General features: G+C 64.0%; 19 protein-coding genes, 1 tRNA gene and 1 pseudogene. 12 read left to right on the top strand and 9 right to left on the bottom strand.

Annotated features, from left to right (window positions below):
• Genes rapZ through HG250_RS10895 form a run of 4 tightly spaced genes read left to right on the top strand, consistent with a single transcriptional unit; the run spans position 1 to position 2,474 of the window.
• Positions 1–918, top strand: coding sequence for an RNase adapter RapZ (gene rapZ, locus HG250_RS10910; protein WP_420821334.1), 918 nt, complete (start codon positions 1–3; stop codon positions 916–918).
• Positions 919–970: 52 nt separating this feature from the next.
• A complete protein-coding gene (locus HG250_RS10905; protein WP_170005362.1) occupies positions 971–1,384 on the top strand; it encodes a PTS sugar transporter subunit IIA in 414 nt (137 codons plus the stop codon).
• The gene (locus HG250_RS10900; protein ID WP_170005361.1) at positions 1,381–1,659 is read left to right on the top strand and encodes an HPr family phosphocarrier protein; all 279 of its coding nucleotides are present in this window, start codon (positions 1,381–1,383) and stop codon (positions 1,657–1,659) included. The genes HG250_RS10905 and HG250_RS10900 overlap by 4 nt, the downstream gene beginning before the upstream one ends.
• Before the next feature lie 14 nt (positions 1,660–1,673).
• On the top strand, positions 1,674–2,474 hold the full coding sequence (locus tag HG250_RS10895; protein WP_170005360.1) for a TrmH family RNA methyltransferase: 801 nt from the start codon (positions 1,674–1,676) through the stop codon (positions 2,472–2,474).
• On the opposite strand, the gene HG250_RS10890 is transcribed toward HG250_RS10895, so the two are convergent.
• The gene (locus HG250_RS10890; protein ID WP_170005359.1) at positions 2,444–4,081 is read right to left on the bottom strand and encodes a DNA recombination protein RmuC; all 1,638 of its coding nucleotides are present in this window, start codon (positions 4,079–4,081) and stop codon (positions 2,444–2,446) included. The two genes, HG250_RS10895 and HG250_RS10890, sit on opposite strands and share 31 nt — an antisense overlap.
• A 115-nt stretch (positions 4,082–4,196) precedes the next feature.
• Here HG250_RS10890 and HG250_RS10885 point away from each other — a divergent pair, with 115 nt between their 5' ends.
• Positions 4,197–4,595, top strand: a complete 399-nt coding sequence (locus tag HG250_RS10885) for a four-helix bundle copper-binding protein (RefSeq protein WP_170005358.1) — start codon at positions 4,197–4,199, stop codon at positions 4,593–4,595.
• Positions 4,596–4,700: 105 nt separating this feature from the next.
• On the opposite strand, the gene def is transcribed toward HG250_RS10885, so the two are convergent.
• Both def and recR read right to left on the bottom strand, forming a co-directional pair.
• Complete coding sequence (def, locus tag HG250_RS10880; RefSeq protein ID WP_170005357.1) at positions 4,701–5,270, bottom strand: peptide deformylase; 570 nt, start codon at positions 5,268–5,270, stop codon at positions 4,701–4,703.
• 71 nt (positions 5,271–5,341) lie between these two features.
• The gene (recR, locus tag HG250_RS10875; RefSeq protein ID WP_170005356.1) at positions 5,342–5,953 is read right to left on the bottom strand and encodes a recombination mediator RecR; all 612 of its coding nucleotides are present in this window, start codon (positions 5,951–5,953) and stop codon (positions 5,342–5,344) included.
• Positions 5,954–6,003: 50 nt separating this feature from the next.
• Between recR and fmt the strand changes: the two genes are divergently transcribed.
• A complete protein-coding gene (gene fmt, locus HG250_RS10870; protein WP_170005355.1) occupies positions 6,004–6,909 on the top strand; it encodes a methionyl-tRNA formyltransferase in 906 nt (301 codons plus the stop codon).
• A gap of 23 nt (positions 6,910–6,932) precedes the next feature.
• On the opposite strand, the gene HG250_RS10865 is transcribed toward fmt, so the two are convergent.
• The gene (locus HG250_RS10865; protein ID WP_170005354.1) at positions 6,933–7,502 is read right to left on the bottom strand and encodes a type 1 glutamine amidotransferase domain-containing protein; all 570 of its coding nucleotides are present in this window, start codon (positions 7,500–7,502) and stop codon (positions 6,933–6,935) included.
• A 103-nt stretch (positions 7,503–7,605) separates the two neighbouring features.
• On the opposite strand from HG250_RS10865, the gene truA reads away from it, so the two are divergent.
• Positions 7,606–8,361: a tRNA pseudouridine(38-40) synthase TruA gene (gene truA, locus HG250_RS10860; protein ID WP_170005468.1), complete on the top strand. Its 756-nt coding sequence runs from the start codon at positions 7,606–7,608 to the stop codon at positions 8,359–8,361.
• A gap of 13 nt (positions 8,362–8,374) precedes the next feature.
• Positions 8,375–9,487, top strand: a complete 1,113-nt coding sequence (locus HG250_RS10855; RefSeq protein ID WP_170005353.1) for a zinc-binding dehydrogenase — start codon at positions 8,375–8,377, stop codon at positions 9,485–9,487.
• An 18-nt stretch (positions 9,488–9,505) separates the two neighbouring features.
• Here the strand turns inward: HG250_RS10855 and HG250_RS10850 are convergent, their stop codons facing one another.
• The 3 genes from HG250_RS10850 to HG250_RS10840 all read right to left on the bottom strand — a co-directional run bounded on the left by HG250_RS10850 (position 9,506) and on the right by HG250_RS10840 (position 11,358).
• Complete coding sequence (locus tag HG250_RS10850) at positions 9,506–10,483, bottom strand: asparaginase (protein WP_170005352.1); 978 nt, start codon at positions 10,481–10,483, stop codon at positions 9,506–9,508.
• Between the two features lie 103 nt (positions 10,484–10,586).
• Positions 10,587–10,662: transfer RNA gene (locus HG250_RS10845), tRNA-Val, on the bottom strand.
• Between the two features lie 111 nt (positions 10,663–10,773).
• Positions 10,774–11,358, bottom strand: coding sequence for a TlpA family protein disulfide reductase (locus tag HG250_RS10840; RefSeq protein WP_240957082.1), 585 nt, complete (start codon positions 11,356–11,358; stop codon positions 10,774–10,776).
• Between the two features lie 40 nt (positions 11,359–11,398).
• Between HG250_RS10840 and argH the strand changes: the two genes are divergently transcribed.
• From argH to HG250_RS10820, 4 genes are read left to right on the top strand one after another with little or no spacing between them, the layout of a single operon-like run.
• Complete coding sequence (gene argH, locus HG250_RS10835; protein ID WP_170005350.1) at positions 11,399–12,775, top strand: argininosuccinate lyase; 1,377 nt, start codon at positions 11,399–11,401, stop codon at positions 12,773–12,775.
• Positions 12,772–13,023, top strand: coding sequence for a lipoprotein (locus HG250_RS10830; protein ID WP_420821331.1), 252 nt, complete (start codon positions 12,772–12,774; stop codon positions 13,021–13,023). Before argH ends, HG250_RS10830 begins: the two co-directional genes overlap by 4 nt.
• A gap of 21 nt (positions 13,024–13,044) precedes the next feature.
• Positions 13,045–14,301: a diaminopimelate decarboxylase gene (gene lysA / locus HG250_RS10825; RefSeq protein WP_170005349.1), complete on the top strand. Its 1,257-nt coding sequence runs from the start codon at positions 13,045–13,047 to the stop codon at positions 14,299–14,301.
• Complete coding sequence (locus HG250_RS10820; RefSeq protein WP_170005348.1) at positions 14,301–15,092, top strand: precorrin-2 dehydrogenase/sirohydrochlorin ferrochelatase family protein; 792 nt, start codon at positions 14,301–14,303, stop codon at positions 15,090–15,092. The genes lysA and HG250_RS10820 overlap by 1 nt, the downstream gene beginning before the upstream one ends.
• A gap of 14 nt (positions 15,093–15,106) precedes the next feature.
• On the opposite strand, the gene HG250_RS10815 is transcribed toward HG250_RS10820, so the two are convergent.
• Together HG250_RS10815 and HG250_RS12995 are read right to left on the bottom strand one after the other, a co-directional pair.
• Positions 15,107–15,592 carry a winged helix DNA-binding protein gene (locus HG250_RS10815; protein WP_240957081.1) on the bottom strand — a complete coding sequence of 162 codons (486 nt, stop codon included), beginning with the start codon at positions 15,590–15,592 and terminating at the stop codon, positions 15,107–15,109.
• Between the two features lie 145 nt (positions 15,593–15,737).
• A pseudogene (locus HG250_RS12995) lies at positions 15,738–15,961 on the bottom strand (IS5 family transposase); the annotation flags it as partial.

Below are 15,961 nucleotides of genomic sequence, written 5' to 3'. Positions count from 1 at the left end.
GTGGACGAGCGCAAACGGATCGCGCTTGTCACCGGCATGTCAGGCGCCGGAAAGACGACAGCCCTGCGCGTTCTTGAAGATCTCGGCTGGGAAGCCATCGACAATTTCCCGATCCGGTTGCTCGATCGCCTGATCGACGGCCCCGAACCCTCCCCCGGAACCGGTCGCGGCGAAATGCATCCGATGCTGGCGATCGGCTTCGATTCGCGAACCCGGGATTTCGTCCCGGATGATATCATCGCCCTGGTGCGGAGCCTTGCCGAACGCAGCGATCTGGTCGTCACCACGCTGTTTCTGGACTGCAACAGCGCCGAACTGGAACGCAGATACAACGAGACCCGTCGCCGGCACCCCCTGGCGCATGGCCGCCCGGTGATCGACGGCATCAGGGCGGAGCGTGAACTGCTCGAACCCCTGCGCCGCTGGGCCGACGCCGTGATCGACACGTCGGGGCTGGCGACCAACCAGCTTCAGCAGGAGATACGCGAACGTTTCGCCGTCGCAGCCTCGGCGGAAACGGCGATCACCATCACCAGCTTCGGATTTGCCCGCGGGATGCCGCCGCTTGCCGATTTCGTGTTCGACATGCGCTTTCTCGATAATCCGCACTGGGTCACCGATCTGCGCGATCAGACCGGGCTGGATGCCGCCGTGGCCGATTACATCGCCGCCAATCCGGCCTTTGCCGCCGCTTTCGACCATATCCAGGGCCTGGTGCTGAGCGTCATCCCGGAATACAGGCGGCAGGGAAAAAGCTACCTCACCATCGCTTTCGGCTGCACCGGCGGCAGGCATCGCAGTGTCTATGCGGCACAGGAAATGGGGCGGGTCTTGCGCGAGGCGGGATTTTCTCCCACGGTGCTGCATCGTAATCTGGAGTCGCGTGCAGCGGACCAGATCGAAGGGCCGCAAACATGATCGTGCCGTACTGAACGCCCATCATGCAACGCACAGGATTCTTGGTTCGCTTATGATCGGCATGATCCTGGTTACGCACGGCCGCCTGGCCGAAGAGTTCGTCAGCGCGATGGAACATGTGGTCGGCCGGCAGGAGGCAATTGCCACCATCTGCATCGGACCGAATGACGATATGGAGGTCCGCCGCACCGAGATTTCCGATGCGATCGGCACTGTCGACAGCGGCAATGGCGCGATCATCCTGACCGACCTGTTCGGCGGCACGCCTTCCAATCTGGCGATATCGCTGCTGGATGCCGGCCGTGTCGAAGTGATCGCGGGTATCAATCTGCCGATGCTCATTCGTCTGGCGGGCGCGCGCAAGACCATGACGATCATGGCCGCCGTGCGTGCCGCACGCGATGCGGGCCGCAATTACATCACCATAGCATCGGAATTTCTCGGGCATGAGGCGCAGGCGTCGTGAGCGAGGTCCGGCGCAAAGTGGTCATCGTCAACCAGCGCGGTCTGCATGCCCGTGCCAGCGCCAAATTCGTCAATGCGGTGGCGGAATTGCCCGGCGACACATCGGTGCGCGTAGTAAAGGACGGTAACAGCGCCGTCGGAGGTTCGATCCTCGGTCTGATGATGCTGGGCGCGGCACGGGGCGACTGCGTCGATGTGGTGGTCGCAGGCGAAGATGCCGAAGATGTGCTGGGCAAGCTGTGTGCCCTGATCGAGGACGGTTTCGGCGAAAGCTGAAGCCTGTTCAGCAGATGCGCAGGGAAATTACAGGTTTCTCCAACCCGACCGTAAAATATCTGCGTTCGCTTCGGGAGAAGAAGCATCGCCGCAGGGAAAAGCGATTTCTTGCCGAGGGCCTGCGCCTTCTGACCGACGCGCGCGAAAGCGGACGCTTGCCGGCGATGCTCGTGATGGCAGCGGGGCGCGACCCGCATACGCTGCTGGATGCGCTGGAGAAGGATGTGCTGGCTGCGGGCGGCGAGGTAATCGAGACCACGCCCGACATACTCACCAAAATTACCGGCAAGGATAACCCGCAGGCCGTGACGGGCGTGTTCCGCGAATTCGATACCTCGCTTGGCAATCTCGACCGACATGCGGCACCGATCTGGCTGGTGGCGCAGGCGCTGCGGGATCCGGGCAACCTGGGGACGATGCTGCGGACTGCCGATGCCGTCGGTGCGGGCGGCGTGATCCTGATCGACGATTGCGCCGATCCCTTCAGCGTCGAGGCCGTTCGGGCGAGCATGGGCGCGATCTTTACGAAATCCGTCGCGCAGGCCCGCTGGGACGAGTTCCTTCTATGGCTCAGGAGCGGCCCCGGACAGTTGGTCGCGGCCAGCCTGCGCGATGCGGTGGCCTATCGTGGAGCAGATTATACGGCGCCGTGTTTCCTGCTGGTGGGCAATGAATCGCGCGGACTGCCACAGGAATATGAAGATGCCTGCGATCTCCGTGTCACCATGCCGATGCGCGGGCGGGCTGACAGTCTGAATGCCGCCGTCGCTGCGGCGGTGCTGGCCTATGAGGCGCTTGCCCGTCTCGACCCCTGATTCGCCTTGTCTGCATCAGGACGATCGCCTTCCGCATCATCGCCATCTGCGGGCACCGTTGCGAAATTGACCAAAGCTCGCGGCGTCGTGTTCAGAGGCGGTGCTTCGGGCAGTTCCTTGGCCGAGGTATCGACCGACAGTTCTTCGAACCGTTCGCCCGTCCGCCGCAGATTGGTGTCGAAACTGCCGACCATCTTGTCGAAATGCTGGTTGGCCGATTGCAGGCTCTTGCGCAATTGCGCGATGTGCCCCGCGACCACCGCCAGACGGTCGTACAGTTCCTTGCCGAGCGATGCGATTTCCGCCGCGTCGGCCTGTACGCCCGCCTGCCGCCAGACGGTTGCGATGGTTAATGCAATCGACATGAAATTTAGCGGCGAGGATAGCACAACCTTGCGCTTCAATGCGTAATCCAAGAGTCCTGCATCCTGCGTCAAAGCGGCATAGAGGACATGTTCGCCGGGAATGAACATGACCACGAAATCGGCGGAACCTTTCACATGATCCTGATAGCGCTTGCCCGACAGATCGTCGATATGCCCTCGTAACTCGCGCGCATGGGCACGCAGCAGCGTGTTGCGCTCTTCCTCACTATCCGCTTCATTCGCGCGGGCGTAGGTGTTGAAGACGTTCTTCACATCGACGATCAGCCGCCGCCCGCCGGGTATGTTGATGACCGCATCAGGACGCAGCAGCCCGTCTTCGCCCGCCACGCTGACCTGGCAGTCGAAATCCGCCTGATCGTAGAGGCCGCAGCTTTCGAGGAGGTTCTCCAGCTGCAATTCGCCCCAGTCGCCGCGCGCCTTGGTCGCGCCCCGCAAGGTCGTGGTGATCCGGTTCGCGCCTTCCATCACCCTTTCCTGCCCCGCGCGCACTTCGCCGATCACGCCGTGCAATTGCTGGAAATCGGTGACACGGCTCTTCTCCAGTTCCTCGACCCGCTTGCGGTAGCGTTCCAGCGTTTCGCCCACCGGGCCAACCTTCTTCTCCAGTTCGGCGAGGCTTTCCTTGTTGAGCGCCTCCAGCCTTCCATGCGCAGTATCAAGAAACTTCGTCTGCGCGCCCGTAAGCAGCTTTTCGCCGATTTCGTTGAACTTTGCCTGCAATTTCTCTTCGGCAGCGACGAGGCGGGCGAGTTCGCGAGCAGACTGTTCTTCCCGGTCGGCAAGGCGCGCTGTGAAGGCTTTCTCACGCTCGTCCAATTCGCTCCGGAGCGAGTGAAGCGCATTATCGGCAGCGCGCCGTCCCTCCACTTCGCTCTCGTAACGCGAGTTGAGGCGGTCGAAATCGGCGCGGAGCAGACTGGCGGCTTTCTCACGCTCGGCCACTTCGCTGCGCAGTCCTGCCGCCATCCCGCTTATCTCTCCACGCGCGGCATCGCTTTCCTGCAGCCGCTTTTCCAGATCGTCGGCCCGGCCTGCGCGAACGCTTGCATTTTCAAGGTCGATCACCGCGCGCCGGAACTTCTCGTCCACCTCCCGCGCCTCGGCATCGCGCGTGGCGTGCCGTTCCCGCCATTCGGCGACCGGGCGCGATCCGCCATACCAGCCAAGGCCGAGGCCCAGCAGCAATGCGACGATGGCGATGAGAACAGCAGTCATGGTCATCGCAGGAACATAGCTGGAACATGGACCGGCGCAAGCCATGATCGTAACAAATGCGGAACAAGCCTGCGTTCTGCACGCTGCAATGGCACACGATGAGCGAAACGGAGTAGCATGTATGTCGATCAAGGAAATGATCCAGGATCACCCGCAGGTCGGGTCCGATTACAACGAACAGCTGGGAGAGGCGATCAAGCACGCGATGTATGGCGCGGCGATCATGAACAGCTGCGCCGATGCCTGCAATGCCGAGGAAGGCGACATGCGCACATGCATCCGTCGCTGCTCCGACGCATCCGATCTGTGCGAAGCCTTCTACCGCGTCGCCAGCCGCCGCACTGCAGGCAATGTCACGGTCATCAAGTCGCTGATGGAAGCGGTGATCATCGGTGTCAAAGTCTGCGCGGAGGAATGCGCGAAGCATGACAATGACCATTGCCGGCGCTGCGAACGCATGTGCCGCGAAGTCATGGAAGATGTGATCAAGGCGCGCGAGGGCATGCTCGACGCCGCCTGAGCAAGGTTGGAAACGAAAGGGGCTTCGCAAACGTTCTGCGAAGCCCCTTTCTTGTCGTCAGATGCCGGCACGGCGCTGCTCGGGCGCAGGGCTCAGGCGTAATCTTCAGGCGTAGGCGCGCATTTTGTTCAGCTTCTTTATCGCCATCTGCCGTTTCAGGCGTGACAGGTGATCGATAAACAGAATGCCTTCCAGATGGTCCATCTCGTGCTGGATGCAGGTAGCGAGCAGGCCTTCCATCGCTTCCTCATGCACCTTGCCATCCAGATCCTGCCAGCGGACCCGGCAGCTTTTCGGACGGTCCACGTCGGCGTAGATCTCGGGAACGGAAAGGCAGCCTTCCTGATAGGTGGCGAGTTCGTCGGCCGGGTCAATGATTTCGGGGTTTATGAACACGCGGGGGTCGTTCTTCACCGGCCGGTGGTCGTGATCGCAGGCCTCGACATGGCAGGCTTCGGGCTGTTCGGCATCGCCGTCCGGTTCCTGCAGATCGATGACCAGCACCCGCAGCGGCACGCCGACCTGGATCGCGGCCAGCCCGATACCGGGCGCGTCATACATGGTATCGAACATGTCATCGACAAGCGTGCGCAGTTCGTCGTCAAAAGTCTCGACCGGCCTGGAGACGGTCTTCAGCCGGGAGTCCGGCACCTCAAGGATTTCGCGTATCGCCATGCGGCCTCAGATAGGGGCTGCCAGCCTCCATCGCAAGAACAGTTGGCATCGCAAGCCGGTCGGTAAAGCGCCTAGCCGGTCATCGGACGCCGGGCGCGCAGGGCCTGCGCCAGGGTGCCTTCGTCCAGATAATCCAGCTCTCCCCCCACCGGCAATCCATGCGCGAGCTGCGTGAGGCGCACGGGCAGGTCCTCCAGCCGTTCGGCGATATAATGCGCGGTGGTCTGCCCTTCCAGCGTGGCGTTCATGGCGAGTACCACCTCGTCCACCCTGTTGTCGTCCTCGCGGTCGGCAACTCGTTCCATGAGAGCGGCGATGTTAAGGTCTTCCGGGCGAACGCCGTCCAGCGCCGACAATCTGCCGCCGAGAACGTGATAGCGCCCGGTGAAAAGCCGCGCCCGGTCCAACGCCCAGAGATCCGCCACATCCTCCACCACACAGAGCGCGTGACGGTCGCGCTTGGGGTCGGCACAGATGCCGCAGGGGTTCTGCGTATCGACATTGGCACAGACGTCGCATTCCACCAGCGTGTCGCGCACCGTTTCCAGCGCAGAGATCAATTGCAGCAAGGCTCCCGTGCGGCGCTTGACCAGCCAGAGCACGGCCCGCCTTGCGGAACGGGGGCCCAACCCCGGCAATCGGGCCAGCGCGGAGGCCAGCGTGTCGATCTCTTGCGATGCCATGTCACGGCAGATAGGGCGCGTGCAGGAATTAGGAAAGGCCGGTCGGAAATATGCGCGTCATCTTCATGGGCACTCCGGATTTCGCCGTGCCGACGCTGGCTGCGCTGCACGAGGCGGGGCACACGATCGTCGCCGTCTACACGCAGCCGCCGCGCCGCGCCGGGCGCGGGAAGAAGGTGCAGCCCTCTCCCGTCCAGATTGAGGCGGAGAGGCGTCATATTTCCGTCCGCCATCCGGCTTCGCTGAAGGATGCGGACGCACAGGCCGGACTGGCGGCGCTGGAGGCTAACATTACCGTGGTCGCCGCCTATGGGCTGATCCTGCCGCAGGCCGTGCTCGACATGCCGAGGCTGGGCTGCGTGAATGTCCACGCATCGCTGCTGCCGCGCTGGCGCGGGGCCGCGCCCGTGCAGCGTGCCATCCTTGCCGGGGACGCGGTGACCGGCATCACGATCATGCAGATGGAAGCCGGGCTGGACACCGGACCGATGCTGGCGACGGCGCGCGTCCAGACGGACCGCAAATCTGCGGGCGAACTGACCGACGAACTGGCGCAGGTGGGCGCACAGCTGCTGGTCGGCACTCTCATCGATATCGAGGCGCTGCGCGCGGTGGAGCAGGACGATACGCAAGCAACCTACGCCGCAAAGATCGACAAGGCGGAGGCGCAGATTGACTTTACCCGTGCGGCGGAAGCGCTGGAACGGCAGGTCCGCGCTTTCGCTCCGTTTCCGGGGGCGTGGTTCACGCTGGATGGCGAACGCATCAAGGTGCTGGAAGCCACCGTGCTGGGCCTTGAGGGAAAGCCGGGCACGACGCTGGACGACCGGCTGACCATCGCCTGCGGCCATGCCGCGTTGCAGCCGACGCTTGTGCAGCGGGCGGGCAAGCCGGCGATGGAGGTCGAGGCGTTCCTGCGCGGGAAGGCGGTTCCGGCGGGGGTGCAGCTGGGCTGACCCCCGCCGACTCACTGGCCATGTCAGGCGTTGGCGGCCTGCCTGGCATGTTCGCCTTCGCAGAATTCCTCGACGATCTTGTCGCAGAATGCGGGCAGATCGCCCGGATTGCGGCTGGTGATCAGACCCTGATCGACGCAGACTTCCTGATCGACCCAATTGCCGCCTGCATTGCGGATATCGGTCTGCAATGTGGGAAAGCTGGTCAGCTTGCGGCCCTCGACCTGACCCGCCTCAACCAGCGTCCATGGGCCGTGGCAAATCGCCGCGACCGGCTTTTTCGCGGCAAAGGCAGCCTTGATGAAGGACACGGCATCGTCATTGCCGCGCAACCTGTCCGCACCGACAGTACCGCCCGGAATGACGATCCCGTCGAAATCCTCCGCCGCAACCTGATCGAAGGTCTTGTCGATCGCGTAGCTGCCGCCGCTGTCGAGATCGTTGTTAACCGTCTGTGCCTTGCCGCTTTCGAAGCTGAGTACCGTCACCTTGGCGCCCGCCTGTTCGACCGCCTGCTTCGGCTTAGTGAATTCCGGCTCTTCGGTGCCCTTGGGCGCGATGAGGATGGCGATGTTCTTTCCGTCGAGTTTCATGTTTTTTCCTGATTTGCGTTCACCGGATTTACGCATGTGAACGGTGCTGGGTTCCGACCTGCCCTTGCCTCGCGCGGCGAATTGGGCCAGCGCCGCGACCAGCATGGCCCGCTTCGTACTCACCCTCGAATTCGACGGCACACCGTTCATGGGGCTGCAGCGCCAGGCACATGGCCCCACCGTTCAGCAGGCTGTCGAGGAAGCGATCCTTGCCGTTACAGGTGAAGACGTGCGGCTGCATGTCGCCGGGCGCACGGACGCAGGCGTTCACGCCCTTGCGATGCGGGGGCATGTCGACGTGGAGAAACCCTTCGCGCCCTTCCGCCTGATGGAAGCCGTGAATGCGAAATTGCGACCTGATCCGGTGGCGGTCATCGCCTGCGAGCAAAAGCCTGGCGACTGGCATGCGCGCTTTTCCTGCACCGGCCGAAGCTATCTCTACCGTATCGCCAATCGCCGCGCGCCGCTGGCGCTGGACAGGGGGCGGATGTGGCACCTCGCCAGACCGCTCGATGACCGGGCCATGCACCGTTCCGCGCAGGCGCTGGTCGGGCGGCATGATTTCACGACCTTCCGTTCCGCCCATTGCCAGTCGGCCAGCGCGGTGAAGAGCCTCGACCGGCTGGAGGTCCGCCGCGAAGGCGACGAGGTGCTGATCGAGGCGGAGGCACGCAGCTTCCTGCATCACCAGGTCAGGTCGATGGTCGGTTGCATTGCGCTGGTTGGCATGGGACGCTGGAGCGAAGGCGAGATCGCCGCCGCCCTCGCCGCGCGCGACCGGCAGCGGCTGGGCCTGAATGCACCGCCCCACGGGCTCTATTTCGTGAAGGCGCATTATCCGGACGAAGACGCAACATGACAGGAGAAGCAGTATGAGCACGACGGGCAAACAGATATTCACCACCCTCTCGGCCGAAGGGAAACTGACGGTCGAAATCGCGGAGACTACCTTCCCCGATCCCCGCCCCAGCCAGGTGCTGGTGAAGATGGAGGCGGCACCGATCAACCCGTCCGACCTTGCCCTGCTGTTCAGCGCCGCCGATCTGGAGAATGCCGAATTTTCCGATGGCAGGATCGTGGCCGAAATGCCCGAACCGTTCCTGTCGGGTGCGAAGGGCCGCCATGGACAGCGCCTGCCGGTCGGCAACGAAGGTGCGGGTACGGTCGTCGCGGCAGGCAGCAGCGACGCGGCACAGGCCTTGATGGGGCAGCGGGTGGCCTGCGTGCCCGGCTCCGCCTTCAGCGAATATGCGCTGGCCGAAGCGGCCATGTGCCTGCCGCTGGGCGACCATTCCGCCGCCGATGGCGCCTCCGCCTTCGTCAACCCGATGACGGCGCTGGGCTTTGCCGAAACTGCGCGAATGGAAGGGCAGAAGGCCATCATCCATTCCGCCGCCGCCTCCAATCTCGGCCAGATGCTCAACCGCATCTGCCAGGAAGACGGGCTCGCGCTGGTGAATATCGTGCGCAAGCAGGAACAGGCCGATCTGCTGAAAGGCCTGGGTGCCGAACATGTCGTGAATTCGTCGGACGACGATTTCATCAGCCAGCTTCGCGATGCCATCGACGCGACTGATGCCTATTTCGGCTTCGACCCGATCGGCGGCGGCAGGATGGTCGACAGCTGCTTCAAGGCAATGGAGCAGGTGGCGGCGGCGAAGATGAAGGAATTCAGCCGATATGGGTCCGATCAGCCGAAGAAGATGTATATCTATGGCCGGCTGGATCTCGGCCCGACGATCCTGACGCCTGCCTACGGCTTCGGCTGGACGCTGTCGGGCTGGCTGCTGACGCCGTTCCTGCGAAAGGCGGGGATGGAAACGGTGGGCCGGATGCGCAAGCGCGTGCTCGACAATCTTACCACGACATTCGCCAGCAGCTACAAGCGCAAGGTGACGCTGGAAGAAATGCTGACGAAGGAAGCGGCGCTCGATTACCGGCAGATGAAGACGGGCGAGAAATATCTCGTGACGCCGCACGGCTGAGGCATCCGCCGCCCGGTCCTAGCGCCGGTTGAATTCCTGTTGCGCGCGGGCGGGGTCGGTGATCCCGTCCGCCAGCAGCAATTGCAGCAGGATGCGGCTTTTCTGGGGATTGAGCGAACGCGCGGCAATGAAGCCGCAGGCCGCATCGTCGGGTTCGATGTCGACGAGTCCCTCGTCCACCCTTGTGGACCGGACCACCAGCAGCCCGGCCCCCGCCGCTTCGCTCAAGACCGCGCGGATCGTCTGCGGCATGTTGCCGGTTCCGAAACCTGCCAGCACGATTCCTTTTGCCCCGGTCGCCACCGCCTGTTCGACCAGCACCGGCTCCATTCCGGCAAAAGCGTAGAGCATCGCGATATCGGCAAGCCGTTCGGGAAAGGCGAAGCGCGCCTCTTCGCCCTTCCTCCAGGGTTCGCCGAACCATTCCAGCGAAGCGGGCGTCACCATGGCGATGGGGCCGCGGGGGAAGCCCCGGAATGCATCCGTGCCGCTGGTATGCGCCTTGCGGACGTCGCGGGCGGAATGGACAAAATCGTTCATCACCACCATCACGCCCCTTCCCGCCGCATCGGGATCGCCCGCGACCTGCATGGCATTGGCGAAATTGCGCAAACCGTCGCTGCCCACCGCATCCGCCGCGCGCATGGCTCCGACGATGATGACCGGCTTGCTGCTCGGCAAGGTACGGTCGAGCAGGAAGGCCGTCTCCTCCGCCGTGTCGGTGCCATGCGTTATGATGATGGCGTCGAAATCGGGATCGTCCATCGCCGCAGCGATGGCGGTGTGCAGCCGGTGCCACACGGGCCAGCCGATATCCTCGGACCCCATGTTGGCGATCTGCCGGCCCGTAAACCGTGCATCCAGCCCGAGCGCCGCCACATCGCCCAGGAAATCGTCGATGGCGATCTGGCCGGGCCGATAGTCGCGGCGAATGGCCGATCCCGCGCTGCCGGCGATGGTGCCTCCGGTGCCGAGTACCAGGAAATGCTGTGTCATCGTTTCTCGGATTAGCCCCGCGAGGCCCGTACTTCCACCGCCAAACCGCGAGCTTGGCGGACGGGGGCATTAGTTAGCCAGTTCCCGGGATGATGGTGGGTGATGGTGGGCGATGACGGGCTCGAACCGCCGACCCTCTCGGTGTAAACGAGATGCTCTACCAACTGAGCTAATCGCCCATGCCGATTTCGGCAGGGCCTGCGTCCATAAAGGCTGGGGTGCATAAAGCAATATCCCATCGCACCGGCAGCGTTGCTTTTTGCCGAAGTGTCTCCCGCGCAATGGGAGATTTACGAGGCGTTGCGGCCAAGTCCTTCCTCGATTAACGCACGCGCCTCCGGCGATGCCCAGTCATATTCGCCCAGCATCCGCCAGACCTCGCGGCCTTGCGCGTCATAGAGGACCGTCACCGGCAACTGCCCGCCGAAGGTGAAGCTCAGCCGGGTTTCGGGGTCCATCCAGGGCTCCAGGTTCGACAGCCCGGCTTCTGCAAAGAATGGCACGACCTTTTCCGCCCCCTGCAGATCCTGGCTGGCGGCGATCACGCGCAAGTCACCGTCGTAATCGCCGGCCAGATCGTCGAGCAGCGGCATCTCGCGCACGCATGGCGCGCACCAGGTGGCCCAGACGTTCAGCAGCACCGGGGTGCCTTGCAGCGCCGCCATGTTCAGGCTGCGCCCGTCGGGATCGGTCAGATCGACAGCCGGCATCAGCGCGCCCGCTTCGCTCCTGTCCACACTGCCTGCGAAGGATTGGTTGCCGCCCCGCAACCCGGCCTGTTCTTGCGCGTCTTCCCCGCCACGACTATCGCACGCGGCCAGGCCGGCAATCAGCGCGAGTGGGGCGAGTGACTTGAACGAGACGGAACAGGGCAAGGCAATCTCCGATGGGCGGGACGATACGGGCACCAATGCGATGTGGGGCGGACGCTTCGCCGACGGACCTAGCGCGATCATGCGCGAAATCAACGCTTCCATTCCCTTCGACAAGGCCCTGTGGCGACAGGACATCGCCGCCAGCAAGGCCCATGTCGCGATGCTGGCGGATTGCGGCATCGTCAGCAAGGCGGATGCGGAGGCCATTGCGTCGGGCCTCGACCGCATCGCTGCCGAATATGAGGCGGACGGCGTGCCCGAAGACTGGGATCTCGAAGATATCCACATGACCACTGAAAGCCGCCTTGCCGAACTGATCGGTCCGGCGGCAGGCCGCCTGCATACCGCGCGCAGCCGCAACGATCAGGTGGCGACGGATTTCCGCCTGTGGGTGCGCGACGCGATCGACGAGATGGATGCGGGCCTGACAGGCTTGCAGAATGCGCTGGTGCGCCGGGCGGGTGAACATGCCGACACGATCATGCCCGGCTTCACGCATCTGCAGACGGCGCAGCCGGTCACTTTGGGGCATCATCTGATGGCCTATTACGAGATGCTGCGGCGCGACCGCTCGCGCTTTGCCGATGCCCGCCTGCGACTGAATGAAAGCCCGCTGGGCTGCGCGGCGCTCGCCGGAACGGGGTTTCCCATCGACCGCGAGGCCACCGCCGCTGCGCTGGGTTTCGACAGGCCGACTGCGAACAGCCTCGATTCCGTATCCGACCGGGATTTCGCGCTGGATTATTTGATGGCCGGCAGCCAATGCGCGCTGCATCTGTCGCGGCTCGCGGAAGAGATGATCCTGTGGGCCAGCCAGCCCTTCGGCTTCATGCGGATGCCCGATGCCCTGTCCACGGGCAGTTCGATCATGCCGCAGAAGAAGAACCCCGACGCCGCCGAACTGGTGCGCGGCCATGCCGGGCGCATCGCCGGATGCCTCACCGCGCTGATGATGACGATGAAGGGACTGCCGCTCGCCTATTCGAAGGATATGCAGGACGACAAGCCACCGGTTTTCGAAGCGCATCATCTGCTGGGCCTGTGCGTCGCCGCGATGACCGGCATGGTCGCCGATGCCGCTTTCGACCGGGCGCGGATGCGGCAGGCGGCGGAGCTTGGCTATGCCACGGCGACGGACCTTGCCGACTGGCTGGTGCGCGAAGCCGATATCCCATTCCGCGAGGCGCATCACATCACCGGCGCGGCGGTTCGTCTGGCAGAGGGCGAAGGCAAGGCGCTGGATGCGCTCACCCTCGCCCAGTTGCAGGCGATCGACGGCAGGATCGACGAACGGGTGTATCAGGCGCTTTCGGTGGAAGCATCGGTCGCCGCACGGTCCAGCCATGGCGGAACCGCGCCGGACCAGGTAAGGCTGCGCGTGGCCGAAGCACGGCAGGCATTGGAGAACGGGTCGTGAAGCAAGTCGCCAGCACTGCGCTGTGCGCCGGAATGGCGCTGCTGCTGCTGTCCGGATGCGGGCAGAAGACCATGCTGACCCCGCCGCCGGGCGCCACATTGCCGCCCGCGCCTTTCGGCACGACCACACGGCGCGATGCCGACGCCTTGCTGGAACTGGACCCGCAGGCAGCGCCCGAACGCAGCGTGGAATTGCGGAAACGTTCGGAAGTGCGCGAGGAAGACCCTTTCGATCTGCCCCCCGAATAAGCGCCGAATAGCGAAGAGAACATGGATCATTTCTCACTGCGGGACGGCGTCATGCATGCCGAGGATGTCTCGCTCGTCACCATTGCGGAAAAGGTCGGCACGCCGGTCTATGTCTATTCGCGTGCCACGCTGGTGCGCCATGCGCGCGTGTTCCGCGACGGCCTGGCTGCGCTCGGATCCCCGCACATCGCCTTTGCGGTGAAGGCCAATCCGAACCTTGCCGTGCTGAAGGTGCTGCAGCGGGAAGGCTATGGCGCGGACGTCGTTTCGGGCGGCGAACTCGCCCGTGCGCTGAAGGCCGACATGGCCCCTGCCGACATCGTCTTTTCAGGTGTCGGCAAGACGCAGGCCGAACTCACCTTCGGCCTCGACACCGGTATCGGGCAGTTCAATCTCGAATCGGGGGAAGAAGCGCGCGAACTGTCGGCGATTGCCGCCACGCGCGGGCAGAGGGCACCCTGCGCGCTGCGGATCAACCCCGATGTCGATGCCGGAACGCATGACAAGATCTCAACCGGCAAGGCCGATAACAAGTTCGGGATTCCGCTGCCCGATGCCCCTGCGCTATACGCCGAACTTGCCGCATTGCCGGGGCTCGATCTACGCGGGCTGGCCATCCACATCGGCAGCCAGCTCAGCTCGCTCGATCCGCTGGAAACTGCGTTCTTGAAGATCGGCACATTGCTGAAGCGATTGCGCGCCGCCGGGCAGACGGTGAGCCATGTCGATCTGGGTGGCGGGCTGGGCGTCCCTTACAAGGCGGGCGAGGTGCTGCCGTCGCCGGCCGAATATGGCGCTATGGTGGCGCGGATCACGCGCGATTGGGACGTCCGGCTCAGCTTCGAACCGGGCCGGGTCATCGCCGGTAATGCCGGTGTCCTGCTGACCCGGGTGATCCGGGTGAAACGCGGTTTGAACGATCCGTTCCTGATCGTCGATGCCGCAATGAACGACCTCGCCCGCCCGGCGCTCTATGGTTCGTGGCACGATTTTGCCGCAGTCGAACCTGCAGGCGAGAGGATGACCGCCAATATTGTCGGCCCCATCTGCGAAACCGGCGACACCTTCGCCATGGGCCGCGAATGCGACCGTCTGCAAGCTGGCGACCTTGCGGTGTTCCGCACCGCCGGTGCCTATGGGGCGACAATGGCGTCCAGCTACAACAGTCGCGGCTTCGTGCCCGAGGTGCTGGTGGATGGCGACAGATTCGCCGTGGTGGCGGACCGGCTGGACGCGGCCAGCATCATGGCGGCCGAAACACTGCCGGACTGGCTCTGATGCTGTCGCTGCCGCTGTTTCACCGCATCGCCGGCAAGCGAGTCGTTGTCATCGGCGCTGGCGACATGGCCGATGCCAAGCGGCGACTGATTGAACGTGCCGGCGGCATCTGCTGCGGCGAGACCGAGGCGCACCATGCCGATCTGGGTTTCGTCGCGCTGGACGATGCGCGTGTCGCCGAAATCGCCGCGCGGCGCCTGAAAGCACAAGGCCTGCTGGTCAATGTCGCGGATCGGCCCGATCTGTGCGATTTCACGCTGCCGAGCGTGCTGGACCGCGAGCCGGTGCAGATCGCCATCGGCACGTCGGGGGCTTCGGCAGGGCTGGCCAAGCATATACGCCTGCGGCTGGAGACCTTGCTGCCGCAGTCGCTGGGGCAATTGGCAGAGGCGCTGGCGGCCGTGCGCGACCGGATGCGTGCTCATTATCCCGATGGGAATCAGCGACGCAAGGCGCTGGATGCGGCGCTGTCCCCGAACGGCTTTCTCGATCCCATGCAGGAAGCATCGGCCGGAAGAGTGGAAGCGTGGCTTGGCAGGGCCTCGCCGCCCGCAGGCAGCCGGACCGAGACGATCAACATCACCAGCGCGGACCCTGACGACCTTACACTGCGGCAGGCCCGCTTGCTGGGTGAAGCCGATCTGGTCGTCTTTGCACCCACGATCGCCGAACCGATCCTAGTCCGGGCTAGAGCCGATGCCGTGCGCCGCACCTTGGCCGATTATAACGCACGCGACCCGGACGAGCCTCCGCCGGGGTTGACGATCATCTTGACGGATCGGGCATTCTGACGAAATCGCGCCGTTCAGATCGTGCGAACGGCATCCTTGCCCAGTTCCACGAAATAGCGCGCCATGCTGTCGGCGGCCTTGTCCGTCAGGGCGATGAAAGCCCGGCGGCGATCGGTTTCGTCCTCCACCCGTTCGAGCAGGCCGGCGTCGACCATCTGCGAAATCCAGCGCAGGGCCGTGGTCGGCGGAACGCCGGAAGCGATGCAGAGCGAGGTGACGGAAACCCGCAGATGCTCCACCCTTGCCGCGGTCAGATCCAGCAGGATATCCCAGGCGGGATCGGCGAAAAGATCGCCGTCGAAGAAACGTGCGCGCAACTGCCTTTGCCGGATGATGCGGCGCAGCAGGCGCGGGTCGGGCAGGGGCGGCTTGCTCGCGCGCACCAGCCGGTCCGACCCGTCGCCATCGGCGCTGCGGTAATCGCTGCCCGGAGATTCGAAGCGGAACGCGCTCGAACCTGAGCTTACCCCTGCGGCCATCGCTTCTAAGCGGTTTGCCATTCGGCTGACCTCTTCGGTTAGATGGAACAAAACACTTCGCTCCTCTTCATTCATCTCCCGAAGTGCCGAATGCGAACTGCGCAAACGTGCGCGGCCCAGAACGAGTAGTCTCTCGATACGATTGGTCGCTACCAGAATATGCGTGCTAGGTTTCGTGGACAAAGGGTATCCAGAGTTTGATTGAAGCGAGGGCGACGAAGCCAAGGTAGGATTCTTTGGTTTTGTCGTAGCGAGTGGCGATGCGGCGCCAGTTCTTCAGCTTGTTGAACAGCCGCTCGACCAGGTTGCGCCAGCGGTATTTCTCCCGGTCGTGCGGGGCTGGGTTGCGGCGGTTGCTCCTAGCCGGGATCACCGCCTCGACGCCGGCAG

Source organism: Pseudopontixanthobacter vadosimaris (assembly GCF_012979275.1).
In the GTDB taxonomy this organism is placed as follows: domain Bacteria; phylum Pseudomonadota; class Alphaproteobacteria; order Sphingomonadales; family Sphingomonadaceae; genus Pseudopontixanthobacter; species Pseudopontixanthobacter vadosimaris.
Note: the sequence above shows the minus strand (reverse complement) of the source record. Positions and strands in the feature narration are given on the sequence as shown.